This window comes from Streptomyces sp. WI03-4A (assembly GCF_033792105.1).
In the GTDB taxonomy this organism is placed as follows: domain Bacteria; phylum Actinomycetota; class Actinomycetes; order Streptomycetales; family Streptomycetaceae; genus Streptomyces; species Streptomyces collinus_A.
Genome location: NZ_JARAUO010000018.1, coordinates 1 through 25,953, shown reverse-complemented (window position 1 = coordinate 25,953; position 25,953 = coordinate 1). Strand labels below are relative to the sequence as shown.

The 25,953-nt window shown below is 70.8% G+C and carries 22 protein-coding genes; 12 read left to right on the top strand and 10 right to left on the bottom strand.

The features are described 5' to 3' along the window. The first annotated feature begins 572 nt into the window (after positions 1–572). From PV343_RS19585 to PV343_RS19540, 10 genes are all read left to right on the top strand, one after another. Entirely contained in the window at positions 573–1,796 is a 1,224-nt protein-coding gene (locus tag PV343_RS19585; RefSeq protein WP_319148245.1) for an ATP-grasp domain-containing protein, read from the top strand. A 16-nt stretch (positions 1,797–1,812) separates the two neighbouring features. Beyond that, positions 1,813–3,042 carry a lysine N(6)-hydroxylase/L-ornithine N(5)-oxygenase family protein gene (locus PV343_RS19580; protein WP_319148244.1) on the top strand — a complete coding sequence of 410 codons (1,230 nt, stop codon included), beginning with the start codon at positions 1,813–1,815 and terminating at the stop codon, positions 3,040–3,042. Then, positions 3,039–3,416 carry a cupin domain-containing protein gene (locus PV343_RS19575; protein WP_319148243.1) on the top strand — a complete coding sequence of 126 codons (378 nt, stop codon included), beginning with the start codon at positions 3,039–3,041 and terminating at the stop codon, positions 3,414–3,416. The genes PV343_RS19580 and PV343_RS19575 overlap by 4 nt, the downstream gene beginning before the upstream one ends. Next, positions 3,409–4,512 (top strand): NAD(P)/FAD-dependent oxidoreductase, encoded by a 1,104-nt coding sequence (locus PV343_RS19570; protein ID WP_319148242.1) that lies wholly within the window; start codon positions 3,409–3,411, stop codon positions 4,510–4,512. Before PV343_RS19575 ends, PV343_RS19570 begins: the two co-directional genes overlap by 8 nt. Further along, the gene (locus PV343_RS19565) at positions 4,509–6,140 is read left to right on the top strand and encodes a class I tRNA ligase family protein (RefSeq protein ID WP_319148241.1); all 1,632 of its coding nucleotides are present in this window, start codon (positions 4,509–4,511) and stop codon (positions 6,138–6,140) included. Before PV343_RS19570 ends, PV343_RS19565 begins: the two co-directional genes overlap by 4 nt. Next, the gene (locus PV343_RS19560; RefSeq protein WP_319148240.1) at positions 6,137–7,384 is read left to right on the top strand and encodes an ATP-grasp domain-containing protein; all 1,248 of its coding nucleotides are present in this window, start codon (positions 6,137–6,139) and stop codon (positions 7,382–7,384) included. The genes PV343_RS19565 and PV343_RS19560 overlap by 4 nt, the downstream gene beginning before the upstream one ends. Next, positions 7,377–8,717: an MFS transporter gene (locus PV343_RS19555; protein WP_319148239.1), complete on the top strand. Its 1,341-nt coding sequence runs from the start codon at positions 7,377–7,379 to the stop codon at positions 8,715–8,717. The genes PV343_RS19560 and PV343_RS19555 overlap by 8 nt, the downstream gene beginning before the upstream one ends. Beyond that, positions 8,714–9,913: a threonine aldolase family protein gene (locus tag PV343_RS19550; RefSeq protein ID WP_319148238.1), complete on the top strand. Its 1,200-nt coding sequence runs from the start codon at positions 8,714–8,716 to the stop codon at positions 9,911–9,913. Before PV343_RS19555 ends, PV343_RS19550 begins: the two co-directional genes overlap by 4 nt. Before the next feature lie 534 nt (positions 9,914–10,447). After that, on the top strand, positions 10,448–12,640 hold the full coding sequence (gene katG, locus PV343_RS19545; protein ID WP_319148237.1) for a catalase/peroxidase HPI: 2,193 nt from the start codon (positions 10,448–10,450) through the stop codon (positions 12,638–12,640). A 269-nt stretch (positions 12,641–12,909) separates the two neighbouring features. Beyond that, entirely contained in the window at positions 12,910–13,449 is a 540-nt protein-coding gene (locus tag PV343_RS19540) for a manganese efflux pump MntP family protein (protein WP_319148236.1), read from the top strand. A gap of 70 nt (positions 13,450–13,519) precedes the next feature. Here the strand turns inward: PV343_RS19540 and pqqE are convergent, their stop codons facing one another. The 8 genes from pqqE to PV343_RS19500 form a co-directional block, all read right to left on the bottom strand. Further along, on the bottom strand, positions 13,520–14,650 hold the full coding sequence (pqqE, locus tag PV343_RS19535; RefSeq protein ID WP_319148235.1) for a pyrroloquinoline quinone biosynthesis protein PqqE: 1,131 nt from the start codon (positions 14,648–14,650) through the stop codon (positions 13,520–13,522). Further along, positions 14,643–14,972 carry a pyrroloquinoline quinone biosynthesis peptide chaperone PqqD gene (gene pqqD, locus PV343_RS19530; RefSeq protein ID WP_319148234.1) on the bottom strand — a complete coding sequence of 110 codons (330 nt, stop codon included), beginning with the start codon at positions 14,970–14,972 and terminating at the stop codon, positions 14,643–14,645. Before pqqD ends, pqqE begins: the two co-directional genes overlap by 8 nt. A 5-nt stretch (positions 14,973–14,977) precedes the next feature. After that, positions 14,978–15,676, bottom strand: a complete 699-nt coding sequence (gene pqqC / locus PV343_RS19525) for a pyrroloquinoline-quinone synthase PqqC (RefSeq protein WP_319148233.1) — start codon at positions 15,674–15,676, stop codon at positions 14,978–14,980. Positions 15,677–15,797: 121 nt separating this feature from the next. Next, positions 15,798–15,929, bottom strand: a complete 132-nt coding sequence (gene pqqA / locus PV343_RS19520; protein ID WP_319148232.1) for a pyrroloquinoline quinone precursor peptide PqqA — start codon at positions 15,927–15,929, stop codon at positions 15,798–15,800. A gap of 46 nt (positions 15,930–15,975) precedes the next feature. After that, entirely contained in the window at positions 15,976–17,685 is a 1,710-nt protein-coding gene (locus PV343_RS19515) for a PQQ-dependent dehydrogenase, methanol/ethanol family (protein WP_319148231.1), read from the bottom strand. Positions 17,686–17,704: 19 nt separating this feature from the next. Beyond that, positions 17,705–18,166 carry an MSMEG_3727 family PQQ-associated protein gene (locus PV343_RS19510; protein WP_319148230.1) on the bottom strand — a complete coding sequence of 154 codons (462 nt, stop codon included), beginning with the start codon at positions 18,164–18,166 and terminating at the stop codon, positions 17,705–17,707. Between the two features lie 286 nt (positions 18,167–18,452). Further along, the gene (katG, locus tag PV343_RS19505; protein WP_319148336.1) at positions 18,453–20,597 is read right to left on the bottom strand and encodes a catalase/peroxidase HPI; all 2,145 of its coding nucleotides are present in this window, start codon (positions 20,595–20,597) and stop codon (positions 18,453–18,455) included. Positions 20,598–20,732: 135 nt separating this feature from the next. After that, positions 20,733–22,127: a DNA-binding protein gene (locus PV343_RS19500; protein ID WP_319148229.1), complete on the bottom strand. Its 1,395-nt coding sequence runs from the start codon at positions 22,125–22,127 to the stop codon at positions 20,733–20,735. Positions 22,128–22,403: 276 nt separating this feature from the next. Here PV343_RS19500 and PV343_RS19495 point away from each other — a divergent pair, with 276 nt between their 5' ends. Both PV343_RS19495 and PV343_RS19490 read left to right on the top strand, forming a co-directional pair. Continuing rightward, positions 22,404–22,655, top strand: coding sequence for a hypothetical protein (locus PV343_RS19495; RefSeq protein WP_319148228.1), 252 nt, complete (start codon positions 22,404–22,406; stop codon positions 22,653–22,655). 11 nt (positions 22,656–22,666) lie between these two features. Beyond that, positions 22,667–23,851 (top strand): SPFH domain-containing protein, encoded by a 1,185-nt coding sequence (locus PV343_RS19490; protein WP_319148227.1) that lies wholly within the window; start codon positions 22,667–22,669, stop codon positions 23,849–23,851. A 40-nt stretch (positions 23,852–23,891) separates the two neighbouring features. Here PV343_RS19490 and PV343_RS19485 read toward each other — a convergent pair whose 3' ends face one another. After that, positions 23,892–24,134 carry a DUF5302 domain-containing protein gene (locus tag PV343_RS19485; RefSeq protein WP_319148226.1) on the bottom strand — a complete coding sequence of 81 codons (243 nt, stop codon included), beginning with the start codon at positions 24,132–24,134 and terminating at the stop codon, positions 23,892–23,894. Positions 24,135–24,262: 128 nt separating this feature from the next. Beyond that, on the bottom strand, positions 24,263–25,681 hold the full coding sequence (locus PV343_RS19480) for a DEAD/DEAH box helicase (protein WP_319148225.1): 1,419 nt from the start codon (positions 25,679–25,681) through the stop codon (positions 24,263–24,265). Between the last annotated feature and the right edge of the window lie 272 nt (positions 25,682–25,953).

Below are 25,953 nucleotides of genomic sequence, written 5' to 3'. Positions count from 1 at the left end.
GGCGTCGAAAGCACCCCGTCGCGCGCCGCCCGACACGTCACGCCGAGCGTGTGCGTGGGCGAACGGTCCGGATGGAGCCCCGTCAGGCGGGCTTCGAGCCCCTGCTCGGGTGTTGCCGCGGCGAACCGGGACCGATGATGTTCGCGAGATCGTCCCCCATCCTCCTCGTGATCGCCTCCAGGTCGGCGGTCATCCCGTCCAGCCCGCCCTCGATCACGGCAGCGTCTTCCCGCAGACCGGCCGACCGTCCCGGAGCCCGGCCTCCACGGCGCTCTCGACGTCCCTGCGCGCTCCGGTCGGATGACGACGCGTCCGCTCACCGCTGAGAACCTTCACGAAGGCGTTCGGTCGCCGCCGAGAGCCGAACAGGCTCCGACAGAGCCCTTGTTCCGAAAAATGTGCGGCTCAGGTTCGCCCTCGCAGACAATTTTGCGGTGATCCATTGACCGGGGCCAAGGCGCCCGGATAGAAAGATCATGATCAGGATCGGCATCGCGAGCCCGGTCCATACAGCTCTGCCCGGGGGTTCCGCTTTGCCGCACACAGATGTACTTCGTCCTGCCCGCGTCCTCGTGGTAGAACCCGCCTCCTCCGGCGGCGCCACCCTGATCGGCGTCGCGGCCGAGATGGGACTTCGGGTCGTCGTCGCCACCGCCGACTCCGGCGACCGCCGGCTCTCCGACGCCGTGCGCGCGGCGGCCGACTCGGTGCTGACGGTGGAGACCAACGACCAGGCCGCCCTCGAAGCGGCCGTGCTCGAACTGCACCGGGCCGAGCCGTTCGAGGCGGTGCTGCCGGGCTCCGACATCTATGTGACGGCGACCGCGCGCGTCGCCGCGGCACTGGGCCTGTCAGGACTGCCCGTGGCGACCGTCGACCGGGTCCGGGACAAGAGCGTCATGCGAGCCGCCGTGGCGGAGGCCGGGCTGCGCACCCCGCGCTTCGCCCAGGCGACCACCGACGCCGAACTGCGCGCCGCGGCCGAACGGGTCGGCTTCCCCTGCGTGCTGAAGCCGGTCGCCTGCTCCGGCAGCATCCACGTCAGCCGCGCCGACGACCTCGACCAGCTCACCGCCGCGTTCCGGCGGCTCGTGACCGACCCGGAGCCCGACATGGGCAGGCTGCACGAGCACCGGGTGCTCGTCGAGGAGTACGTCCAGGGACCCGAGTTCAGCGCCGACGGCTATGTCCTGGAGAGCGGCGAGATCAACGTCGTCGCCCTCAGCCGCACGCTGCTCGGCCCCGAGCCCGACTTCGTGGAGCTCGGCCACCTCACCCCGGCGCTCGTCGACGACGCCACGCTGAAGAACGTCGAGGCGTACGTCGGCGACGTCGTCCGCGCCGTCGGCATCACCAGCGGCCCCTTCCACTGCGAACTGCGCCTGACCGCCGACGGTCCTGTGCTCATCGAGATCGGCGCCCGGCTGCCGGGCGACCGGATCGTGGAGCTGCTGCGGCTCGTGACCGGCGTCAGCCTGCCCAGGGTGGCCGTCGCCACCGCGCTCGGCGTCGCGCCGGAGACGGTCGGCGCCTTCGGGCGGCCGCAGGCCGAGAGCGCCGGCATCCGCTTCTTCTCCGCGGCGGGCCGCTCCTCGTACCAGGAGCTCACCGGGTGGCCGGAGCTGGAGGTGCTGCCGGGAGTCCTCGAGACCGCCGTGTACTTCGCGCCGGGCGAGACCATCCCAGGTGTCGAGGACTGCCGCTCGCGGCTCGGCCACGCCCTGTTCACCGCCGACTCGCCGCAGGGCGCCCTGGACCGCTGGCAGGCGCTCGGCGACCTCGTTGTCCCGGCCTGACCCGGCGGTTCCCCCCATGAACGCACACGTACTCGACTACGCGGCCGTCGGCATCGGCCCCGCGAACATGAGCCTCGCCGCGCTCGCGCATCCGGTCGAGGGGCTGCGCGGCGCCCACCTGGAACGCCGTGAGAGCTTCTCCTGGCACCCCGGACTGCTGCTGCCCGAGGCCACCCTCCAGGTCTCGCTGCTCAAGGACCTGGTGACGCTGGTCGATCCGACCAGTCCCTTCTCGTTCCTGTCGTTCCTCGCGAGTGAGGGCCGGCTCTACCGGTTCCTGGCCGCGGACTTCCCGGCCGTCCTGCGCGCCGAGTTCAACCAGTACCTCCAGTGGGTCGCCGGTCGGCTGCCGAGCCTGACGTTCGGGGCGGACGTACACAGCGTGGACTTCCACGACGGGTCCTTCCACCTCCGCACCGGCGGGCAGGAAGTGATGGCACGTCATCTCGTGCTGGGCACGGGGCTCACCCCGTCCGTTCCCGAGCCGTTCCGCCCCTTCCTCGGCCCCACCGTCTTCCACTCCGGGGAGTTCCTGCTGCGGGCCCCCGAGGTGACCGGGCGGCAGGTCGTCGTGGTCGGCGGCGGCCAGAGCGGCGCGGAGATCGTGCGCCACCTGGCGGCCGGCGCGGCCCCCGAGAGCATCACCTGGGTCAGCCGGCGCTCGTCGTTCCTGCCGATGGACGACTCGCCGTTCGCCAACGACCTCTACACGCCCGACTACGTACGCCGCTTCCACGCGCTGCCCGCCGACCACAAGGCCCGACTCCTGGCTCGGCAGAAGTACACCAGCGACGGCATCGACCTCCAAGTCCTCCAAGACATCTATCGGTTGAGCTACCGCGACGAGTTCATCGAGAACAACCCCGGCAGGCTGCGCTTCATGGCGGACTGCGCGGTCACCGCGATCGAGGGTGGCCCCGACGAATGGAAGCTTGTCGTCGAGTCCCCGGGCCCGGACGCACCCGCCGTGCTCGCCGCCGACCTCGTGATCCTGAGCACCGGATACGCCTACGCACTGCCGGACTTCATGGCTCCACTGGACGCTCGGCTGCGACGGGACGGCGGGATGCTCGTCGTCGACGACGACTTCTCGGTCGCATGGGACGGGCCTGCGGAGAACCGGATCTACCTCCAGAACGGCGCCCGGCACTCCTGGGGCGTCGCCGATCCCAATCTCAGCCTGCTCGCCTGGCGCAGCGCGGTCATCCTCAACAGCATGCTCGGTGAGACGAGGTATCCGGTATGACCGCTCGTCAGGTGGCGCAGTTCCAGGCCGAGGCGGTCGGCGTCCTGGTCCCCTTCGGTCCGACCGACGTGGAACCCGACGGAGTGACCGTCGCCGAGGCGGACTTCGCCCGCTCGGTCTTCCCCCGCGTGCCGTTCAAGGCGGCCCGGTTCACCGTGCCGCCGGGCGGGACCAGCTCGCCCGACCAGCACGCGGTCCAGGAGATCTGGGTGGTCCACGCCGGAACCGGCACCCTGGAGGTGGACGGCGAACGGTCGCTCGTCGGGCCCGGCTCCATGGTGGGCTTCCCCTCGCAGGCCGTCCACGAGATCTTCGCCGACCAGGGCGAGGAACTGGTCATCTACTCCTTCTGGTGGTCGGCGCCCGATGAGTGAGCGCACCACCGGGGCCAGTGAGGCGCCCCACTTCGACCTCGCCGTCGTCGGCGCGGGCGCGGTCGGCGCCCTCGCCGCCTACTACGCCGTGCGCCGGGACCCGGGCCGCCGCGTCGCCGTGATCACGCACGCCGGCCGGGGTACGGGCGCGACCCGTCTCTCGGCCGGGTTCGACACGCCCACGGGGCGCAACCCGGCCCAGCGCGCCCTGGCCGCCCGCAGCACCGCGCTCTTCGACGAACTCGCCGCCGGACTCGGCGACGCCGGACGCGCGCCGGTCGACGTCCGCTGGCTGGTGGCGCGCGAGAACACGGCCGCGCTCGACGCCACCATGGCCGACGGCGGCCGCACCCGTCCGGTCACCGGGGAGCAGCGGAGCCTGCTCGACCGGACGTTCCCCGGGCTCGCGCACGACAGCGGCCAAGTCCTGCTGGCCGGCGACCCCATGACGGCAGGCCAGCCCCAACGGCTCACCGACCGGCTTCTCGACGAGGTCCTCGGCCGCCCGGACAACACCATGCTGGAGGGCCTCCGGATCTCCGAAGTGCGCCGTAGGGACGGGCGCGTGGAACTGGTCGCCACCGACGGCAGCCGGATCACCGCCGCCAAGGCGGTCCTCGCGCCCGGCCCCTGGGCCCTCGACGGCCCGGTGGCGGCGGCGGCCCGCGAGCGCGGTGCCCGGGTCAAGAAGGTGGTGGCGTTCCACATCATGACGCCGCCCCCGCCGGGCGCCCCGGCACTCGTCCTGGAGGACGCCGACGCCTTCCTGCTGCCCCACCGCCCCGGCGGCCACTGGATCTTCAGCATCACCTCGCCCGACTGGGACCGCGGCCCCGACGAACCGCTCGCCATCGACGCCCGCGACCGGGAACTCGCCCGGGCCCTGCTCGCCCGGCACGTGCCGGGATTCCTACCGCACCTGCTCGGCGGCCGGGTCTTCAGCGACTGCTTCACCCCCGGTCATCTGCCGGTCGTGGACACGGTCGGCGGCGACGACGTGGTCATGGCCATCGGCGGCTCCGGCTCCGGCTATCGACTCGCCCCGGCCATGGCCGAGGACGCACTGAACCTGCTCGACGGGAGACCACGAACATGAGCCTGCTGACCGGGGACGCGCACACCCCCCGGCACTACCTCCTGGTGCCGCCCGAGGCCACGCCCAACGGCCCCCTGCACCTCGGCCACATCGGCGGCCCCTTCCTGTGGTCGGACATGATCGCGCGGCATCTGCGGGTCCGGGGCGACCTGCCGTTGGTGATCACCGGCAGCGATGTGTACGAGTCGTACGTGACGCTCAAGGCGCACGCCGAGGACTCCACGCCCGGCGAGGTCGCCGCCCGCTACGGACAGCGCATTCAGGACGACCTGGCCGCGCTGCGCATCGGTGTCGACGCGTTCATCGTCCCCGATCAGCAGCCCTGGCGAGAGCAGTTCGAGCAGGAGGTCGCCGCCTCGATCGAGCGGCTGACGGCCCGGGGCGCGGTGCTGACGCGCACCGAGCGCGTGCCCCACTGCACGGCGTCGGACCGCTGGGTGGTGGGCGGCTGGCTCCAGGGCCGCTGCCCCGAGTGCGGTGCGGGCATCGCCAGTTACTTCTGCGAGGAGTGCAGTGCGCACTTCCTGCCCGAGTCGGTCGTCGAGCCGCGCCCCCTGCTCGACGAGGGGCCGCTGACCTGGCGGGAGATCTCCAGCCTCTTCCTGCGGCTGCCCGACCGCGAGCTCCTGGACACCACGCTCATAAACCTGGGCGTCGCCGACCGCTACCGGGCGACCGTGGCGCGTTTCCTGGAGCGCGACGGCCTGACCGTACGGCTGAGCGCCCCGCAGACGTGGGGACTTCCGCTGCCCCGGGCCGAGCCGGACGTGCCGCGCGCCCTCTTCCCGTATGCCGGGATCTTCATGTTCGCCCGCCTCGCCGGCGCCGTCCACGGCCGGCTCTCCGGCACCGGCGTGAACGCCTTCGACCCGGACTCCGGGGTCACCACCATCACCACCCTGGGGATCGACAACGTGATCCCCACCCTGGTCTCGATCGTCGGCACCAGTCTGCTGCACGGCGGCATGAAGCCGTACGACCGGTGCCTGATCAACAACTTCTACCGGTTGGCCGGGCGGAAGTTCTCCACCAGCGCCCGACACGCCATCTGGGCGACGGACATCGCCGCGTCGCCCGCCATCGGCGTGGATACCGTCCGGTACTACCTCGCCGGGGCCGATCTGGAGTCCGGGGCGGCGAGCTTCGAGACGGCGGACTTCCTCCAGACCGCGAACGCCACGCTCGCCGACGACCTCGGCAAGCGGATCGACGTCGCCTGGAGCCGGCTGCCCGAGGGGCCGCCGCAGGCGCTCGCCCCGGCCGTCGCCGGCCTCCTGGAATCGCTGCTCGCCGAGCAGTCCGCGGCGCTCGACGGCACCCGTGTCTCGACCCGGCGCGCGGTCGCGGCGCTCGACCGCTGGTGCGCCGACGACGCGGTCGCCCACGCGGCCGAGGACGGCGCCTACTGGTGGCTCAAGGGCCTGTCCCTGCTGGCGTTCCCGGTGATGCCGGACCTCGCCGAGCTCGTCTGGCAGCGCCTCGGCGGCGTCGGAGAGCCTCGCGCGACGGCCTTCCTCGCCAGGACCCCGGCCCTCCGGGACCGGCCCGTGCCCGGCTTCGGCCGGGTGAGCGCCGCCGATCTGGACGCCTGCCTGCCCGACACCCTGCGACCGGGAGTGGACGCGTGACCGACCGGACCACACCGCTGTACGTCGTCCTCAACCGCTCCGGCGACGAGTTCGGCGAATACCACCGTTTCCTCGACGGCCACCCCTGCCGGACGGTGTATCTCACCACGCCCGGCGGGCTGCCCGCGCTCGACCAGGACGGGGCGACCGAGGTCCATGTACGCGACAGCCTCGCCCACGACGACCTGCTGCCCCTCGTACGGGAGATCGCGGACCGGCACGGCACGCCCGAGGCCGTCTTGGGCCAGTCCGAGTACGACATCCTGACCGCCGCCCGGCTCTCGGCCGCACTCGGCGTCCCCGGCGGCTACGGTCTCGACCTCGTTGAGCGGTTCAAGGACAAGCCCGCCATGAAGAGCGCGGTAGGCGCGGCCGGACTGCGGGTTCCCCGGTTCCGGCGCCTCGACGACGCGCCCTCGGCGGAAGCGGTCGTCGACGCCCTCGGCGGTCTGCCCCTGGTCCTCAAGCCGCGCGCCGCGGCGGGCTCCCAGGGAGTCACGGTCGTCCACAGCGCCGACGAACTGCGCGACGCGCTCGGGGGCGTCGACCTCGAGGCGTACGAGTGCGAGGAGTACGTCGACGGGGACGTCTTCCACGTCGACGGCGTCCGCCGCTCCGGCCGCCTCCACTTCGTCACCGCTTCCCAGTACGTCCACACCTGTCTGGACTACGCACACGGCCGCCCGCTCGGCTCCGTCCTGCTCGACCCGGGCCCCGAGCGCGACGAGCTCACCACGTTCGCCGACCGCTGTCTGCGGGCGCTCGGCCTGCGCGACGGCGCGTTCCACCTGGAGGCGATCCGACGTCCGGGGGGCGAGCTGGTGTTCCTGGAGGTCGGGCTGCGGCCGGGCGGCGCGCAGGTGCCGTTCCTGCACGTCGACCTCTACGGCATCGACCTGTTCGCCGAGGCGTTCCGGGCGGCCCTGGGCCTGCCCCCGCTGTGGCAGCCGTCCGAGCCGGTCGGGCCCCGGGCCGGCGGCTGGCTCATCTACCCCGCTCCGCGCGAGCTGCCCGGCCGGGTCGTCGCGCGTACCTCGCCCCGGTCGGCCGTCCCCGAGGTCTACCACGAGGAACTGCCCGCCATCGGCCAGATCATGACCGGGCCCGGCAGTTACGACGAGGGCTGCGGGATCTTCCGGTTCCGGGGGCGGAGCGCCGCCGAGGTGCGCGCCGCCGTGCACACCGCGATGGAGGTGTACGGGCTGCGGACCGAGCGGGCCGAGGAAGCTCAGCCGCATGATTGAGGCACGCCGGTACGGCGCCGTGCTGCGCGCCTGGTTCCGGGAGACCCTCCCGGCCGCCGGGAGCGCGCGCAGACTCGGCGTCCTCACGCTCATCCAGTCCCTGGGGCTCGGGGTGTTCCTCACCTCCAGCGCCGTGTTCTTCACCCGGACCATCGGCATCCCCGCCCAGCGCGTGGGCCTCGCCCTGTCGGTCGCCGGGCTCTGCGGTCTGGTCTGCACGGTACCCATCGGCCGACTCGCGGACCGGCTCGGCGCGGGCCGGGTGCTCGCCGTCAACTTCCTGCTCGCGGCCGCCGGCTTCACCGCGTACTGCCTGGTGGACGGCTTCGCCGCGTTCCTCGCGGTCGCCTGCGCCATCGCGGTCCTGGAGACCTCGGCGGGCGCGCTGCAGGCGTCGCTCACCGACGCGCTGGTGGGCGAGGCGGAGCGGGTCAGGGTGAGCGCGCAGATGCGCAGCCTGTTCAACCTGGGCTTTCTCGGCGGTGCCGCGCTGGCCGGAGCCGCCATCGCGGCCGGCACCGCGACCGCCCTGTACGCCACGGTCCTCGCCAACGCCGCCCTCCAGTTGGTCTCCGTCGCCGTGCTGCTCGGGATGCGGCTGCCCGCGGGCGCCGGGCCCCGGGCCACCGCCGCCGAGGCGCCGCGCGGGGTGCTGCGCAGCGCCGCGCTGCGGGACGTGCGCTATGTGTCGGTCGCGCTGGTGTGCGGTGCTCTGGAGCTGTACCACCCGCTGCTGACCGTCGGTCTGCCGCTGTGGATCGTCACCGGCACCGACGCGCCCGCGCTGCTGGTGTCGGGGCTGCTGATGCTGGACACCGTCCTGGTGCTGCTGTTCCAGGTCGCGGTCAGCAGGGGCGCGCGTACTCCGGCGGGAGCGGCACGTATGCTGCGCTGGGCGGGGTGGGCGCTGGGGGCGTCCTGCATGCTCTTCGCGGTGAGCGGCGGGCACGGCGCGCTCCTGGACAGCGCGGCCCTGGTGGGCGGTGCGCTGGTGCTCGTCCTCGGCGAGCTGTACCAGGCGTCGGCGAGCTGGGGGCTGTCCTTCGGGCTAGCCCCTGCGGGCCGGCAGGGAGAGTACCAGGCGGTGTTCTCCCTGGGGCGCGGGCTCCAGCAGTTCGCCGGGCCGTGGCTGATGACCTCCCTGGTCGTCGGCACGGCGGCGACCGGCTGGCTGGTCCTCGCGGCGCTCTTCGCTCTGCTCGGGCTCGCCGCGCCGCCGTTGGTGCGCGGCCTGGAGAAGGCCCGCGCGCGGACGGAGCCGGCGCCGGCCGGCGCCCGTCCGGACCACCTGTGTCACACCCGTACGACCGAGACAAGTAGGCGAGCACCATGACCGTACAGCGACGACACGACCCGGACGAGCGCGGCTTCGCCAGCGACAACTACGCGGGTGCGCACCCCGAGATCCTTGCGGCGATCGCCCTGGCCAACGGCGGCCACCAGGTCAGCTACGGCGCCGACGTCTACACCGAGCGCCTCCAGGAAGTGGTGCGCGGCCACTTCGGCCCCACCGCGCACACGTACCCTGTCTTCAACGGCACCGGCGCGAACGTGGTCGCGCTGCAGACCATGCTCGACCGCTGGGACGCCGTGGTCTGCGCCGAGTCGGCCCATATCAACGTCGACGAGGGCGGGGCGCCCGAGAAGGTCGCCGGGATCAAACTCCTCACGGTGCCCGCATGGGACGGCAAGCTCACCCCTGAGCTGATCGACCGTCAGGCCTGGGGCTTCGACGACGAGCACCGGGCCCGGCCCAAGGTCGTCTCGATCGCCCAGTCCACCGAGCTCGGCACCTGTTACACGCCGGACGAGATTCGTGCCGTCTGCGACCACGCGCACGGCCTCGGCATGCTGGTCTACCTGGACGGCGCCCGGCTCGCCAACGCCGCCGCCACCCTCGGCGTGTCCCTGCGTGAGATGACCACCGACGTCGGCGTGGACGTCCTCTCGCTCGGCGGCACCAAGAACGGGCTGCTCTTCGGCGAGGCGGTGATCGTGCTCAACGCGGACGCGGTGCGCGGCATGGCTCACCTGCGCAAGACGAGCATGCAGCTGGGCTCCAAGATGCGTTTCATGTCGGTGCAGTTCGAGGCGCTGCTGGGCGGCGACCTCTGGCTGCGCTCGGCGGCCCGCTCCAACGCGATGACCCAGCGGCTGTACGAGGCGGTGCGCCACCTGCCGGGCCTGGAGATCTCCCGCCCGGTGCAGGCCAACCAGATCTTCGCCGTCCTGCCGCCGGCCGTCACCGAGCGTCTCCAGAAGCGTTTCCGCTTCTACACCTGGGACGAGCAGGCCGGCGAGGTTCGCTGGATGACCTCCTTCGACACCACCGAGGGCGACGTGGACGCGTTCGCGGCGGCGATCGCGGAGGAGCTGGCGGCTGAGCGAGGCCAGGGGCCGGCGGGCGCTCTGACCACGGCCGAGCGCGAGGAACTGGTGCAACTGCGCCGTAAGGTCCGCGAAATGGAGGAGACGATCGAGGTGCTGGGGAAGGACCCTGCCCTCTCCGCGAACCGCAAGACGAAGTAGCCGGCGAGGGAGGCCCGGGAGGTCGGGCGAACGCCCTGACCCCCGGGCAGGAGGACCACGAAGAGGTCGTCCGGTTCCCACTGCTCGCCAGCATGCCTGGTGATCACGTGAGGAGGCTGATCAGCTACCGTCCCGCTACGGTTCGCACCCCGGGACGTCGGCGTACACCCACGCCGCGCAGTACCGCCGACTCCATCCGCCGCGTCAGACGTGCCACGCCCTGCGGCCGCCACCAGCCAGGCCGCTCCGGCGAGCCCGGGCTCTCGTACGCGATTCGGCTTGCGTCGGAAATCGGCAACGGAGCAGAAAGGCCGCCACCTTTTCTCTCACGTCTGTCATGCGGGGTGCTCTGCGTGTTTCATAGAGATGTGGTCTTCGGTGCGCGACCATACGGACGCGGCACAGCACATTCTCCAGCCGGTGGGCGCCATGGCGCGCTGATTGTGTGGGTCGACGTACTCGACACCAGCAAATCCAACGACGTCAGGAGCTGCAGCCGGCAGAAGGAACACCGATACAGGAAGAAGGACGGGCATGTCCGGCAGTGAAAGCGAGAATCCGGCAATCCCTTCACCGACGCCCACACCGACTCGGCGCCCCAGGACGAACCGGGACTGGTGGCCGAATCAGCTGGACCTCCAGGTTCTCCACCAGCACTCGCCCCGATCCAACCCGATGGACGAGGACTTCGACTACGCGGAAGAGTTCGCGACCCTCGACGTCGACGCGCTGAAGCGTGACGTCTTCGAGGTGATGACGACATCCCAGGACTGGTGGCCTGCCGACTACGGTCACTACGGGCCGCTCTTCATCCGAATGAGCTGGCATGCCGCGGGAACGTACCGTATCGAGGACGGCCGCGGGGGTGGCGGCAGCGGCGCACAGCGCTTCGCCCCCCTCAACAGCTGGCCGGACAACGCGAGCCTGGACAAGGCGCGCCGTCTGCTGTGGCCGGTCAAACAGAAGTACGGCCGGAAGATCTCCTGGGCCGATCTCCTGGTCTTCGCCGGAAACTGCGCCATGGAGTCCATGGGGTTCAAGACGCTCGGGTTCGGTTTCGGACGACAGGACATCTGGGAACCCGAGGAGATCTTCTGGGGGCCCGAGGACACCTGGCTCGGAGACGAGCGCTACAGCGGCGACAGGGACCTCACCGGTCCTTTCGCCGCCGTACAGATGGGACTGATCTACGTCAATCCGGAGGGTCCCAACGGAAACCCGGACCCGGTGGCCGCCGCCCGGGACATTCGGGAGACGTTCGGGCGCATGGCGATGAACGACGAGGAGACGGTCGCGCTCATCGTCGGCGGCCACACCTTCGGCAAGTGCCATGGCGCGGTCGACCCCAGTTACATCGGCCCGGAACCCGAGGCCGCCTCCATCGAGCAGCAGGGCCTCGGCTGGCGGAACACATACAACAGCGGCACGGGCCCCCACGCGCTCACCAGTGGTCTGGAGGGCGCGTGGACCACCGAGCCGACCAAGTGGGACAACGGGTACCTGGACAACCTGTACGGGTACGAGTGGGAGCTGACGAGCAGCCCCGCCGGCGCCCACCAGTGGACTCCCTCGGATCCCGCGGCCAGGAGCACCGTGCCCGACGCCCATGATCCGGCGAAGCGGCACGCCCCCATGATGCTGACGACGGACCTCGCGCTGAAGGTGGACCCGGTCTACGGCCCGATCACGAAGAGGTTCCACGAGAACCCGGACGAGCTCGCGGTGGCGTTCGCCAAGGCGTGGTACAAACTGCTGCACCGCGACATGGGGCCCCTCTCGCGTTACCTCGGCCCGTGGATTCCCGAGCCGCAACTGTGGCAGGACCCCGTTCCCGACGTCGACCACGAACTGGTCGGCGACGAGGACATCGCTGCCCTCAAGGAGAGGATCCTCGCCTCGGGCCTTTCCGGCTCCCAGCTGGTCACCACCGCCTGGTCGTCGGCGGCGAGCTTCCGCGGCACCGACAAGCGCGGCGGGGCGAACGGAGCACGGATCCGGCTCGCGCCGCAGAAGGACTGGGAGCTCAACGACCTCCCCGAGGTGACCGAGGTACTGCGCACGCTCGAGCGGATCCAGCGGGACTTCAACCTCTCCCAGAGCGGCGGAACGCGGGTCTCCCTCGCCGACCTGATCGTCCTCGGCGGGTGCGCGGCCGTCGAGCAGGCCGCGAGGAACGCCGGGTACGACGTCACGGTGCCGTTCGCGCCGGGGCGTACGGACGCCTCGCAGGAGCAGACCGACCCGGCGTCCTTCGCCGTGCTGGAGCCCAAGGCGGATGCCTTCCGCAACTACCTTCCGGCGGGCGAGAAGCTGTCGCCGGAGACCCTCATGCTGGACCGCGCCAACCTGCTGACGCTGACCGCCCCCGAGATGACCGTGCTGATCGGCGGCATGCGGGCCCTGAACACCGGCTTCAAGGGATCCCCCCATGGTGTCCTCACCCACCGGCCGGGAGACTTGACCAACGACTTCTTCCTCAACCTGCTCGACATGGGCACGGAGTGGAAGGCGTCGGCCACCGACGAGAACGTGTTCGAAGGCCGGGATCGCGCCACCGGCGAGGTCAAGTGGACCGCCACCGCCGTCGACCTGATCTTCGGCGCGCACTCCCAGCTCCGAGCCCTCTCGGAGGTGTACGCGTCCCAGGACGCGAGAGAGAAGTTCGTACGTGACTTCGTGGCCGCGTGGACCAAGGTGATGAATCTCGATCGGTTCGACCTCGCCTGAGCCCGACGTCCCGGTCGGCCCTCACCGGCCGCCCGGGACGTGCGCGAGGCGGCCCGCGAGCCTCAGCGCGGACCCGGACAGAACCAGCTACGGCTTTCGAAAACAATGCGCGCGATTCAAACAGCGAGCCCTGCGACGATCCCCCCGGAAGGGGGGCTTGCCAGGTTTATCACACGAAACGTACGCGTTACTCTATAGAATATGGTGGATGTCAGCCCAGGCAGAGTCGTCTCCGGCGACGCCGGCCGTCATCGGGGAGCGGCGTCGCCATGACCTGGGAAATACTCGTCCTGGGTTTCGTGCTCAGTCTCGACAATTTCCGAGTGTCGATCGCGCTCGGCACGGTCCCATTCGGTCTGAAACGCGCGGTGCAGGTCGCGCTGACCTTCGGACTGTGGGACGCGGTCATGCCGCTGGTCGGGCTGTTGATCGGTCGGCAGATCGGGGAGTTCGTCGGGGACGTCGCCGATCTGGTGGGTGCGGCCGCGCTCGGCGGATACGGCCTCTATCTCGTCATCTCGTCCCTCCGGAACCCCGAGCCGGACGAGCTGGACCATCCGTGGGCGTTGTTCGGCATCCCGTTGACGCTGAGTCTTGACAACCTGTTCGCCGGGGCGAGCCTCGGGGTCCTCGGACTCTCGCCGTGGTTCTCGGCCGCCACCTTCGGCGTGATGACGGCGGTGTTGTCGCTGGTCGGACTGCAGCTCGGGCGGGCCGCCGCGCGCCTCATCCGGATCCGCTCGGACCTGCTGAGCGGGGTCACCTTGATCATCGCCGCTGCGGCGCTGCCTTTGTGGTTCGGCGGCTGACCCGCCGCTCCACCGGGAGGCAGGCCGGCCTGCAGGGGGGACTCAGCGGAGGATCGGCGACACCCGCGAGTCAGCCCTGACCGCCCGGGCGACCGCGTGGGCGGGCGACAGGTGACAGACCGGGCCGGTGCGGGCGGGGGATCAGTGGAGGACCGTCGTCCCGCGAGTCGGCGTTGGCGGCCTCGACCGCCCGGGCGACCAGGTCGTGGTCGGGTGACAGGTAGCAGACCGGGTCGGTGCGGGCGGCGTCACCGGTGAGCAGGAACGCCTGGCAGCGGCAGCCACCGAAGTCCAGCTCCCGCCGGTAGCAGCTCCGGCAGGGCTCCGGCATCCAGTCGGTGCCCCGGAACGCGGTCATCACCGGGGACTCGGCCCAGATACGCGCCAGCGGGTCCTCCCGCACGCTGGCCCGCGGCAACGGCAGGGACTGGGCGGCCGGACAGGGCAGGACGTCGCCGTTCGGCGTCACGGTCAGCTGCCGGGAGGCCCAGCCGCCCATGCAGGGCTTCGGGAAGCGGCTGTAGTAGTCGGGGATGACGTAGATGACGTCCATGCGGTCCCGCAACCGCTCGCGGGCGGCCCGCACGACGACCTCGGCCGCATCGAGCTGGGCCCGGCTCGGCAGCAGCGCGTCACGGTTTCGCCAGGCCCAGCCGTAGTACTGCGTGTTGGCCAGCTCCAGACGATCGGCGCCCACCTCTTCGGCCAGCCCGAGCACGTCGGCGACGCGGTCGATGTTGTGCCGGTGCAGCACCACGTTCATGGTGAGCGGCCAGCCCAGCTCCTTGACCACTCCCATCGCCTCGATCTTGCGCCGGAAGGACGGGATCCCGGCGATCCGGTCGGACACGGCCGGCTCATCGGCCTGGATACTGATCTGCACGTGGTCCAGGCCGGCGGCCCGCAACTGCTCGGCCCTCGGGCGCGAGAGCCCGAGGGCGCTGGTCACGAGGTTGGTGTAGAGGCCCAGGTCGTGGGCGTGCGCCACTAGCGCCACCAGGTCGCGCCGCAGCAGAGGTTCCCCTCCCGACAGATGGCACTGCAGAACGCCCAGTTCGCTTGCCTCGGCCAGCACGCGCCGCCACTCGCCGGTGGTCAGCTCGTCCTGGTAGCCGGCCATGTTCAGCGGGTTGGAGCAGTACGGGCAGGCCAGTGGACACCGGTAGGTGAGCTCGGCGAGCAATCCGAACGGGCTATCCATCGCTGAGCTCCAGCCAGCGCCGGGAGACGAGCCGGGTCAAGAACTGCCGCACCTGGTCCTCGGGGACGCTCTGGTAGCGCGCACCCAGCTCGGTCACGATCTCGGCCACGGTGTGCCGCCCGTCGCACAACTCGAGGATGGCCGCACCGCTGCCGTTCAGGATCACCACCGTCTCGGGGTGCAGCAGGATCTGACGCCTCCTGGTCCGGCAGAAGGTCAGCCGGACATGGCGCGCCAACCGGGGCCGGTCCGAGCCGGACGCCCCGACGCCCGAGGGGATCCTGCTGCTGGTCTGGATCGTTCCGGTAGGGGTCGGGTCCATGGTGGTCACTCCGGGTAAGCCTGGTCGATGGCGTCCATCAGGCTCCACAGGACGTCGCATTTGAACGACAGCGCGTCCACGGCGCGCGCCCGGGAGTCATCGGAGAGGCAGTGCGCGGTGACCACGTCGAGGGCGTGCTCGCAGTCGCGGGGGGCCTGCTCCAGGCGGGAGCGGAAGTAGGCGAGGCCCTCGGGGTCGATCCACGGGTACCACCGCTCGAAGGCTGCCAGCCGCGCCGCCATCAGGTCAGGCGCGAACAGCTCGGTGAGCGAGGACGCCACCGCCTCCACCCACGGGCGGGTCCGGGCGAAGTTCACGTAGGCGTCGACGGCGAACCGCACGCCGGGCACCAGGTGCCGGTGGTCCCGGACCTCCTCGCGGGTCAGCCCGGCGGCCTCACCGAGGCGCAGCCACGCCTCGATGCCGCCCTCGCCGTCAGCGGTACCGTCGTGGTCGACGATTCGTCGGATCCACCGGCGGCGGACGTCGAGGTCGGGGCAGTTCGAGAGGATCGCGGCGTCCTTGCGGGGGATGTTCTCCTGATAGTAGAAGCGGTTGGCCACCCAGCCTCGGATCTGCCGGCGGCTCAGCAGGCCGGCGTTCATCCGGACGTGGAAGGGGTGCTGGTCGTGATACCGCCGCGAGTGGGCCCGCAACGTCTCGACGAATCCGTCGGCGCCGGTTCTCGTGGTTGTTGTCGTCACGGCTCTTCACCTGGATCTCGAGGCCGTCCCTGGGCCACTTCCATGCCGCTTGCGCCGCCCGCGCGGCCGTCCGGAGCCGTGGGAGGGCGCCGGGCCAGGTCTGGCGCCCTCCCGTTGCCCGCTAGTCCTCCAACCGATCGAGGTACATGGTCACCTCGGCGGCGACTGCGATCTCGTCGAACTCGGGCGTCTCCCACACCGCGAGTGGGGATTCCGTCTCAGGCGTCTCCGGCACTGCGAACTGGGATTCCATGGATTCACCTCCTCTCTGCCGACGTGCGGCAGGCTCCGGTCACGCGCTACGACGATTCGGGGAGGGCGAAGACGATCAGGGCGCTTCCGTGCCCCGCGCCGAGCATGCCGGGGAGGAACCCCTCGGCCCAGCCACCCCAGCCGACCGGCACGGCGATGTACTGCCTGCCGTCGACCATGTAGGTGGTCGGGCTGCTGTGGTGGCCGCTTCCGCACTGGAACTGCCACAACAGCTCCCCGGTGCGGGCGTCGAGCGCGTTGAACTCCCCGGAGGCTTCACCTGCGAACACCAGGTCACCGCCGGTGGCAAGCACCGAAGCGCACATCGGGAGTTCGTTGCGCCAGCGCCACTTCTCCTCGCCGCCTGCGTCGAACGCGCTGATGGACCCCGCCATGTCCTCGATGTCCACCTGAACGCCCGCGCCCCAGTACGGAATGCTCTCCTTGAACTCCCGGCGCCGCCGGGTGGCCGTGGCACCGGTGTCCTGGACCGGGACGTAGAAGAGCCCGGTTTTCGGGCTGTAGGCCGCATGGGTCCATTCCTTGGCGCCGGCCGGACCCGGGTAGAAGTGGACCGGTTCTCCCTCCTTGTCCGGGTACACCTTGGCCGTCACCTGGCCGTCCCTCGTGATCGCCCCCCACGTGATCCGGTCCACGAACGGGGTGATGTGGACCCTCTCGCCGTTCGTGCGGTCGAGGACGAAGAAGTAGCCGTTCTTGTCGAAGTGCCCGAGCAGTTTGCGCCCGTCCTGCTCGAACAGGATGCACTCGGCGATGCTGTCGTAGTCCCACAAGTCGTGCGGGGTGCACTGGTAGTGCCAGCGGATCTGACCGCTGTCCACGTCGACGGCGATGACGCTGTCGGTGAAGAGGTTGTCGCCCTCGCGAACGCCTCCGTCGAAGTCGGGCGCCGGGTTGCCGGTGCCGACGTACAGCAGGTTCGTCTCCGGGTCGAAGGTACCGGTGACCCAGCAGTTCGCCCCGCCCCGAGCCCAGGCCTCACCGTCGGCGGGCCAGGTCTCCGAGCCGGGCTCCCCGGGCTTCGGCACGGTGTAGCAGCGCCACTGGTGCTCGCCGCTCTCGAGGTCGAACGCGTCGAGGTGGCCGCGTACGCCGAACTCACCGCCGGAACTCCCGACGATGACCATGTTCTTCACGATCAGCGGGGCGACCGTGGCGCTCTCCCCGGCTCGGACGTCTCCGTAGGTCTTGTCCCAGACCCGCTTGCCGGTGGTGGCGTCGAGCGCGAGCACACGTGCGTTCGCCGTGACGAAGAAGACCTTCCCCTGAGCCACGGCGACCCCACGGTTCACGTTCCCGCAGCACAAGGACACGTCGAAGGGGACCGCGTGCTTGTACCGCCAGATCTCCACACCCGACTTCGCGTCGAGGGCCCAGACCCAGCCGTCCCAGCCGGAGAGGAACATGACCCCGTCGACGATGATCGGGGCAGCCTCGAACGAGTAGGTCGACGCGCCCGCGATCAGACCGGTCGTGCCGGCTTGGAAGACCCAGGCGGGGACCATGCGCTTGACGTTCTCCGTGTTGATCTGATCCAGCGGGCTGTACCGCTGCCCGTTGTAGGCGCCGTAGTAGGTGAGCCAGTTCTGGGGTTCCTCGCGGGCATGGAGTATGCGCTCGTAGTTGACGCCTGCCACCACCGGCGGCGCGACCTCCCCGCCCGCGACCTTGCCGCTCAGGACTCCCTGGTCGACGGCCTCTCCCGCGTCGACGTAGTCGGCGTAGTCGACAGTCATTTCCTCCACCTCCTGCTTCCTACGGCCGCGGCTGTTCGGGACGGTCGAGGCGTGCCTCTGGCGGAGCGTCCCCCAGGACGACGATGGCCCCGGTCAGCCCCCTGCCCTCGTCGTTGCCCGTGGGCGAGGCGTACCAGTAGTAGCCCGGCCCGTCGAGGTTGAGGTGCGCGTGTCCGTGCGAATGGTTCACCAACCAGATGAATTTCCGGTCGCCATTGCTCGGCAGGAGCGCGCAGTGCGTGTTCTGGTCGTCATTGACGAGGTCCAGCTCGATATCGCCTCCGTGGGGCATGACCAGAATGGAAGGATCCCAGGTCAGCTCATCCGGGTTGATACGAACCGTGGCCTGCATGCGGCCGTCCGGCCCCTCGGTGGCCTGTCCAATGCTCCCGGTTCCCAGCACTTGACCCAGCGCTGCTTTGTTCTGTGTGGCCAACCCGATCTTGTCCAGCAGGTCGGCCCGCTCCTGCGCGGTCGTCATCGGGGCTTCACTCCCCTCATTCCGAAGGTCTGTGTACTTTGTTCTCCGAATCGACCTCGACGTTTCTTTTTCGCGTCGTCCGATACCCGGCTGCAATCGGTGGTCAAGGAACGCGCTACGCCGGGTGAATCACACCGAAAAGGGTGACGAATCGGTACTCAAAAGGAACGCTACGCCGCATGGATCACACCGACAAGGGTGAGCGCCGGTTCGGGCGGCTCATGCCGTTCGTCCGCGACGGACTACCGTTCGCACCCGAATTGGCACCGTTCGGACCGATGCGGGATCAAGCGAGGTCGTACCGATCGAGGTTCATGACCTTGTCCCACGCGGCGACGAAATCCCGCACGAACTTCTCCCGTGCGTCGTCGCTCGCGTAGACCTCGGCGACAGCACGCAGCTCGGAGTTCGAGCCGAAGACGAGGTCGACGCGACTGCCGGTCCACCTGACCTCGCCGGTGGCGCGCTCGCGGCCCTCGAAGGTTTCCCCGGTCGCGGATGTCGGCTGCCATTCCGTTCCCGCGTCGAGCAGATGCACGAAGAATTCGTTGGTGAGCGACCCGGGCGTGGAAGTGAAGACGCCCAGCGGCGACTGCAGGTAGGTGGCGCCCAGCACCCGCAGGCCACCCACCAGGACGGTCATCTCGGGCACGGTCAGGTTCAGCAGGCCCGCGCGGTCGACCAGCAGGTGCTCCGACGGCAGCCGGTCGCCCTTGCCCCGGTAGTTGCGGAACCCGTCCGCTTTCGGCTCGAGCGGGGCGAAGGACTCCGCATCGGTCCACTCCTGCGTGGCGTCCGTGCGTCCCGGAATGAACGGGACTCGGACGTCGTGACCGGCGGTCCTGGCTGCCTGCTCCACGGCGGCGGCTCCGCCGAGCACGACGAGGTCGGCCAGCGAGATCTTCTTGTCGCCGGTCTGGGAGCTGTTGAAGGACTCCTGGATCCCCTCCAGGGTGCGCAGCACCTGTGCCAGCGAGTCGGGTTCGTTGACCTCCCAGCCCCGCTGCGGCTCGAGGCGGATCCGCGCCCCGTTCGCCCCGCCACGCTTGTCGCTGACGCGGAACGTCGAGGCCGACGCCCACGCGGTGGAGACGAGCCGGGAGACCGACAGCCCGGAGGCGAGGATCCGGCTCTTGAGCGCGGCGATGTCCGCCACGCCGACGAGCTCGTGGTCCACGGCGGGGACCGGGTCCTGCCAGCGCAGCGCCTCCCGGGGGACCAGCGGTCCCAGGTAGCGCTGGATCGGGCCCATGTCGAGGTGGGTCAGCTTGAACCACACCCGGGCGAACGCATCCGCGAGCTGGTCCGGGTTCTCCAGGAAACGGCGCGAGATCGGCTCGTAGACCGGGTCCGATCGCAGCGCGAGGTCCGTCGTCAGAATCGTCGGGGCGTGCGCCGTCGACGAGTCGTGGGCGTCCGGCACGGTGCCGGCCCCGCCGCCGCCCCTCGGGATCCACTGCCACAGACCGCCGGGGCTCAGCTCCAGGTCCCACTCATATCCGAACAGGGTCTCGAAGAAGCTGTTGTCCCATCGCGTCGGGGTGGGTGTCCACGTACCCTCGAGCCCGCTGGAGATGGCGTCCCTCCCCTTTCCGGTGCCGTAGCTGCTCTTCCAGCCCAGGCCCTGCTCCTCCAGGGGGGCACCCTCGGGTTCGGGACCGAGGTAGGCGTCCGGGGCGGCCGCGCCGTGGGTCTTGCCGAACGTGTGGCCGCCCGCGATCAGCGCGACGGTCTCCTCGTCGTTCATCCCCATGCGCCGGAACGTCTCACGGATGTCCCGGGCGGCGGTGAGCGGGTCCGGGACGGTGTTCGGCCCCTCCGGGTTGACGTAGATGAGGCCCATCTGGTCGGCGGCCAGAGGGCTTTCCAGCTCCCGGACGCCGCTGTGGCGTTCGTCTCCGAGCCAGGCCCGCTCGGGGCCCCAGAAGATCCCCTCGTCGGGCCCCCAGACCTCCGCCCGGCCACCGGCGAAGCCGAAGGTCCTGAAGCCCATCGTCTCCAGGGCGCGGTTGCCCGCGAAGACCATCAGGTCGGCCCACGAGATCTTGCGGCCGTACTTCTTCTTTATCGGCCAGAGCAGCCTGCGCGCCTTGTCGAGGTTGCGATTGTCCGGCCAGCTGTTCAGCGGCGCGAAACGCTGCAGGCCGGCGCCCGCGCCACCGCGGCCGTCGTCGATCCGGTACGTCCCGGCGCAATGCCACACCATGCGGATCACGAGCGGCCCGTAGTGGCCGAAGTCGGCCGGCCACCACTCCTGCGACGTCGTCAGCGCCTCGTCGACGTCCCGCGCCAGGGCGTCGAGGTCGAGCGTCCGGAACTCCGCGGCGTAGTCGAAGTCCTCGTCCATGGGGTCGGCCGTGGCGGGGTGTCCGCGGAGGGTCGTCAGGTTGAGCTGGTGCGGCCACCAGTCGCGGTTGCTCGCACCCCCGATCGGGCGACTGCGGTGCTCGGCCGAGGCGGAGAGGCCGAGGCCGCCCGCGCTCCCAGGGTTCCTGTCGCCGCTCACGGCGTCCGGACTGTCAGACACGGGAACCTCCTTCCGGGCCCGTAGGTCGTGCCGGGCTGCTCAGATGTCCAGCGCGCGACGCACGGCCGACACGTTCCGCCGGGAGACCGGCACCATCTCGTTCGTCCGGTCGTCCATGATCAGAATCAGCTCGCCCTTGGGTCCCCGCTCGATCTCCCGGATGCGGCTGAGGTTGACCACATACCGGCGGTGCACCCGCAGGAAGCCGACATCCGCCAGTTCACCGTCGAGCTTGTCCAGGCTCGGAGAGGCGGCTCGCAATCGCCCCTGATCGGTGGAGAACCACACGTCGCTGCCCTGCGATTCAGCGAAGGAAACCTCCGGCAGCCGTAGCAGCACCATCCGGTTGTCGCGCATCGCGACCAGTCGGCGCGGCTGCGCCCAAGGGCGCACGGGCCCCTCCGCCTGGGGCAACTGTGTGCCGTCGGAGGCACCGAACGAGATCAGGTTCCCGATCAGGCGTCCGGACGAGAAGACGGGGCGAATACTGATCGATGTCGGCTCGTCGGCGAGATGGGCGGAGATCTGCGTCGAGCCGACCCAGTCAGGATGGTGAGCCGCCTGGCTGGTGGCATACCGGGCGGCCGCGATCAGTTCCGGCAGCCCGGGGTTCCACCGCAGCGTGGGGTCGACCGCCGGGGTGCATGCCGGGACGCCAAGGAGCACGCTCGCCATGTCGTCGGCGATCACCACTTTGCCCGCGGTGTCCACGGCGGCGAGCGCCGGACCGGAGCGTCCCCTGGCCTGGGTGTAGGCGGCTACCAACTCGGCGCCGCTGTCCCGGGCGCGCCTCTTCAGCGGGTGTTGGGTCATGGTGACCGCGTTCGCCAGCCAGCTTTCCGCGGACGCGGGAAGCTGTCTGCGCCAGCAGCAGATGTTCAGGACCGCGATCGGTTCCCTGGTCACCACGTCACGCACCGCGATGCCCGCGCAGGCCCAGTCGTGGAATGCCTGGCACCAGTGCTCCGCGCCCCTGATCGGTACCGGGCCGTGCGCCTCGAGCGCCGTGCCCATGCCGTTCGTACCGACCGCGCACTCGGACCAGCAGAACCAGGGCGCCAGATTGGAGTCGCCCGCTCTGGCGAGCGTGGCTTGATCACCCCACTCGGCCAGTATGCGGCCAGTGGCATCGGTGACGGTGACGACGCCACCGAGGCTGCCCACTTCATGTGCCACGGAGGCGGCACGAAAACCCAGCTCAGCGAAGACGACATCGTGCTCGGGCGTGCGGTCGAGCTCCGCGACGGCCACCGGAGCCTCGGTGAGGTGAGGATCGACCCGGTACTGTTCTCGGCAGCGATGCCAGGAGATCGCCACCAGAGGCCGGACACCCGGGATGTGATCCTCGCCCCGCACGAACCGTTCCCACGCCGCGAGCACGCTGCCGCTGCCCGGGTCCGCCGAGAGGGGCTCGAGCCGATGAACGTCCCTCATGGTTCAGAACCGCCTTTGGTCCATCCCCAACGCCCGACGACGTGCGCGCGGTCCGCTCGTCGCTCGTCGCGGCCGGACCTGCAGCGGACAGGGCACTACGTCGCGCGTCTTCCTGCTTCGTCACTCGTTCCAGGCTGTCTCACAGCCCTGCACTCCCCACCCTAGGTACCGTTGTCGGGCTGCGCACGTCCCGCCCGGTGGACCGGTACGGGGAGCAGTGCGCCGGGCTGGGTCTATCGTCGAATCGCGGGGGCGGCACGAGGAGGTCGGCCGTTGATGCCACAGGACGAGGCCGTGGTCGGCTGCACAGGGAAGGTGCTGATCGGAACTCGCGGATCCGCGGGGCCCGGCGAGATCCTGGTCCGGGTCAGAGGGGGCTCCGAGACCTTCCTCGCCTGGTCGGAGAAGCCCGTGTCCGCGGGCGCGACGGTGCTCGTGATCGAGTCGCGTGGATGCCGTGAGGTCGGTGTCATCGAGTGGGTGGATCCATTGGACGCGCTCGGCGAGGACCCGGCCGGCGCCGACTGAGGAGTACAGGCATGCTTGGATACCGCGTCCCCGCTCCCGACGAGGCGATGTTGATCTCGGGAGGCAGGCGGGGCCTGGGAGGTGCGCCGTTTCGCGTGGTGACCGGGCACGGCAAGTTCGTGCTCCCGGTTTTCCGCAAGGTCCGATTCCTCACGTTGTCCATGTGCGAGTCCGAGGTCACCGAGACCTGCGTGACCCGACAGGGCATCGCGTTGCACGTCCGCGCGGTCATCGCCTTCAAAGTCGGCAACGATCACGAAAGCATCATCAACGCAGGTCAGCGGTTCCTCTCCGACCAGGAGCAGATGTCGGTGCTCACCGGCCGGATCTTCGCCGGGCACCTGCGGGCCATCATCGGTTCGATGACGGTCGAGGAGATCGTCACCGAGCGGCAGAAGCTCGCCGCGGAGGTCCTGGACACCTCCAAGACCGAGATGGCGAAGATCGGCCTGACCGTCGACTCCCTGCAGATCCAGTCGATCGACGACGGCGACACCGGTTACATCGACGCGATGTCCGCACCGCACAAGGCGGCCATCCAGCGGCAGGCCCAGATCGCCCAGGCGCAGGCCACCCAGGCCGCGGCCCAGGCGGAGCAGGCGGCGGCCCGCGCGCAGGCCGAGTACGCCCGGCAGACCGCGATCGTCAGGGCCGAGTACTCGGCCGAGGTGGACCGCGCCCAGGCGGAGGCCGCACAGGCGGGACCGCTGGCCCAGGCCCACGCCCAGCAGGAGGTGCTCGCCGCGCAGACGGAACTGGCCCAACGACAGGCCGAGTTGCGTCAGCAGCAGTTGGTGGCGGAGATCGTGAAACCCGCCGAGGCCGAGGCCGAGCGAGTCAGGGTCCTCGCGGCCGCCGAGGCACAGCGGATGAAGATCCAGGCGGAGGCGGCGGCCTCGTACGACCGGGTCGCACTCGACCGGATGCTGATCGACCAGCTTCCGCAGATCGTCAAGGAGGCCGCCGGCGGTCTCGCGGGCGCCCATGTCAACGTCCTCAACGGCGCGGACGGCCTCGGCGAGATCGCCGCCGGTCTGGTCTCCCAGGGCCTGACGATCCTCGAATCGGTGCGGCAGAACCTGAGCGGCCAGGAGTCCGACGGCCGGCGCCCCGGGAAGAGCGAGGACGACGGCATGCTCCGGCTGGCCGCCGGCAAGGAGCAGAAGCCGAGCGACGGTCGCGTGGACGCCGACTGAGGGCGGCGGCAGGCGTACGCGGCCGTCGCCGTGGAACGGCTCAGCCGCCGCTCTTGCGCCTGAACGACCGCTGGCTCGCGGCCGGACCGTGCGCGGCACGCACCTTCGAGGCATCGGGGTTGGCGGCCGTGTCAGCGGCGTCCGCCTGCGCGCCGCGCTTGCGGGCCAGGGCTTCGCGGAACTTGCGCTTGAGGTCGTAGTTGCCGTCGCTGTCCGGCGCCAGGGGGGACGTCCCGGGCTCAGCCGGCTCCGAACCTTCCGTGGGCGCGGGCTCTGCGGTCATGGTGGCCTCCTGGGGTTCGGGCGAGTTGGGGCAGGCACAGCTTGTCATGCCGGGCGCGGCGTGGGCCCGGGGCCGGGCCGAAGAGTGCCGAACCCGGGCCGGCGCATCCACTGCCGGGGCAACGGCTCTCAACCGCCGCGACGCACGCGGGCGGCCTTGCGGGCCTCCGCCAGCTTGCGGGCCTCGCCGGCCTTCCGCGATGACCTGCCGCCGGTGCCGCGGGAGGTGTCCTTGCTGGTGCCGAGGCCGCGGAAGGGGGTGTTGGTGTTCCTGGGCCGGGGAACGGCGGGCCCGCCGTCGAGCGGGGTGCCGGAGGGGGCCTTGGCGCCGGTGATCCGGCTCAGTTCCGCCTCGCCCGAGCGCACCTTGGTGACGGTCGCCTCGATGCCGGCCTCGGCCATCATGCGGCTGGTCTCACGCCGCTGGCCCGACAGCACGAGCGTGACCACCCTGCCGGACTCACCGGCGCGGGCGGTGCGGCCCGCCCGGTGCACGTAGTCCTTGGGGTCGGTGGGCGGGTCGACGTTGACCACGAGGTCCAGGTCGTCGACGTGCAGGCCACGGGCCGCGACGTCGGTCGCCACCAGAACGGTGAGCTGACCGTCCTTGAACTGCGCCAGGGTCCGGGTGCGCTGTGGCTGGGACTTGCCGCTGTGCAGCGCCCCGGCGTGCACCCCGCCGGCCCGCAGATGCCGGGTGAGCTGGTCGACGGCGTGCTTGGTGTCGAGGAACAGCAGGACTCGGCCGTCGCGGGCGGCGATCTCCGTGGTGACGGCGTAGCGGTCGGGGCCGTGGACGACCAGGACGTGGTGCTCCATCGTCGTGACCGCGCCCGCGGACGGGTCGACCGAGTGGACGACGGGGTCGTGGAGGTAGCGGCGGACCAGCTGGTCGACGTCGCGGTCGAGCGTGGCGGAGAAGAGCATCCGCTGGCCGTCGGGGCGCACCTGGTCGAGCACGTCGACCACCTGCGGCAGGAATCCCAGGTCGCACATCTGGTCGGCCTCGTCCAGCGCGGTGATCCGCACCCGTCCCAGGCGGCAGGCGTTGCGCTCGACCAGGTCGTGCAGGCGTCCGGGGGTGGCGACGACGACCTCGGCGCCCTGGCGCAGCGCGGCGATCTGCCGGCCGATGGACATGCCGCCGACGACCGTGGCCATCCGCAGCCGCAGTGCCTCGGCGTACGGCGCGAGCGCCTCGGTGACCTGCTGGGCCAGCTCCCGGGTGGGGACGAGGACCAGGGCGAGGGGCTGCTTCGGTTCGGCGCGCCGCCCGGCCGTACGGGTCAGCAGCGGCAGACCGAAGGCGAGCGTCTTGCCCGATCCCGTGCGCCCGCGCCCCAGGACGTCGCGCCCCTGAAGAGAGTCGGGGAGGGTGGCGGCCTGGATCGGGAAGGGTTCGCGCACCCCGAGTCCGCTCAGGGTCCGCAGCACCTCCGTCGGCAGCCCCAGGCCGGCGAAGGAGACGGCCGGCGGCGTGGCCGGGTTCGTGGCCTCGGGCCGGGTGGTGCCGCCGTCGGCGATGCCGGAGTCGTCGGGGTGCTTCATGAACAGCCTTCCGCAGAGGAACGTACCGAGGATCGTGCCGGAGTCCGCTGTGGCCGGAGCGCGGTCGGTCACCACCCGCGTCCCTGGCCACCGGGGAGCTCTGCCGCCGGGGACTCACCTTCCCGTCGAAGGTGCCGTGCGGTGGGGGCCGCACCGGCGGTTCGGCCGGTCGCGCGGCCCGACGACGACCGGTGCCGGCCGGGCGACGGGAGCGGCCCCGGCGGCCCGCCGGGGCCGCCGGTCCACCGTCCGGCCGCGGCTCGCCCCTAGCC

Coding starts and splice junctions, on each gene's coding strand:
- pqqE (WP_319148235.1), bottom strand. CDS start 14,650: ATGGATAGCCCGTTCGGATTGCTCGCCGAGCTCACCTACCGGTGTCCA.
- pqqD (WP_319148234.1), bottom strand. CDS start 14,972: ATGGACCCGACCCCTACCGGAACGATCCAGACCAGCAGCAGGATCCCC.
- pqqA (WP_319148232.1), bottom strand. CDS start 15,929: ATGGAATCCCAGTTCGCAGTGCCGGAGACGCCTGAGACGGAATCCCCA.
- PV343_RS19510 (WP_319148230.1), bottom strand. CDS start 18,166: ATGACGACCGCGCAGGAGCGGGCCGACCTGCTGGACAAGATCGGGTTG.
- PV343_RS19515 (WP_319148231.1), bottom strand. CDS start 17,685: ATGACTGTCGACTACGCCGACTACGTCGACGCGGGAGAGGCCGTCGAC.
- PV343_RS19575 (WP_319148243.1), top strand. CDS start 3,039: ATGACCGCTCGTCAGGTGGCGCAGTTCCAGGCCGAGGCGGTCGGCGTC.
- PV343_RS19570 (WP_319148242.1), top strand. CDS start 3,409: ATGAGTGAGCGCACCACCGGGGCCAGTGAGGCGCCCCACTTCGACCTC.
- PV343_RS19540 (WP_319148236.1), top strand. CDS start 12,910: ATGACCTGGGAAATACTCGTCCTGGGTTTCGTGCTCAGTCTCGACAAT.
- PV343_RS19485 (WP_319148226.1), bottom strand. CDS start 24,134: ATGACCGCAGAGCCCGCGCCCACGGAAGGTTCGGAGCCGGCTGAGCCC.
- PV343_RS19500 (WP_319148229.1), bottom strand. CDS start 22,127: ATGAGGGACGTTCATCGGCTCGAGCCCCTCTCGGCGGACCCGGGCAGC.
- PV343_RS19550 (WP_319148238.1), top strand. CDS start 8,714: ATGACCGTACAGCGACGACACGACCCGGACGAGCGCGGCTTCGCCAGC.
- PV343_RS19565 (WP_319148241.1), top strand. CDS start 4,509: ATGAGCCTGCTGACCGGGGACGCGCACACCCCCCGGCACTACCTCCTG.
- PV343_RS19495 (WP_319148228.1), top strand. CDS start 22,404: ATGCCACAGGACGAGGCCGTGGTCGGCTGCACAGGGAAGGTGCTGATC.
- PV343_RS19555 (WP_319148239.1), top strand. CDS start 7,377: ATGATTGAGGCACGCCGGTACGGCGCCGTGCTGCGCGCCTGGTTCCGG.
- PV343_RS19480 (WP_319148225.1), bottom strand. CDS start 25,681: ATGAAGCACCCCGACGACTCCGGCATCGCCGACGGCGGCACCACCCGG.
- PV343_RS19490 (WP_319148227.1), top strand. CDS start 22,667: ATGCTTGGATACCGCGTCCCCGCTCCCGACGAGGCGATGTTGATCTCG.
- katG (WP_319148237.1), top strand. CDS start 10,448: ATGTCCGGCAGTGAAAGCGAGAATCCGGCAATCCCTTCACCGACGCCC.
- PV343_RS19580 (WP_319148244.1), top strand. CDS start 1,813: ATGAACGCACACGTACTCGACTACGCGGCCGTCGGCATCGGCCCCGCG.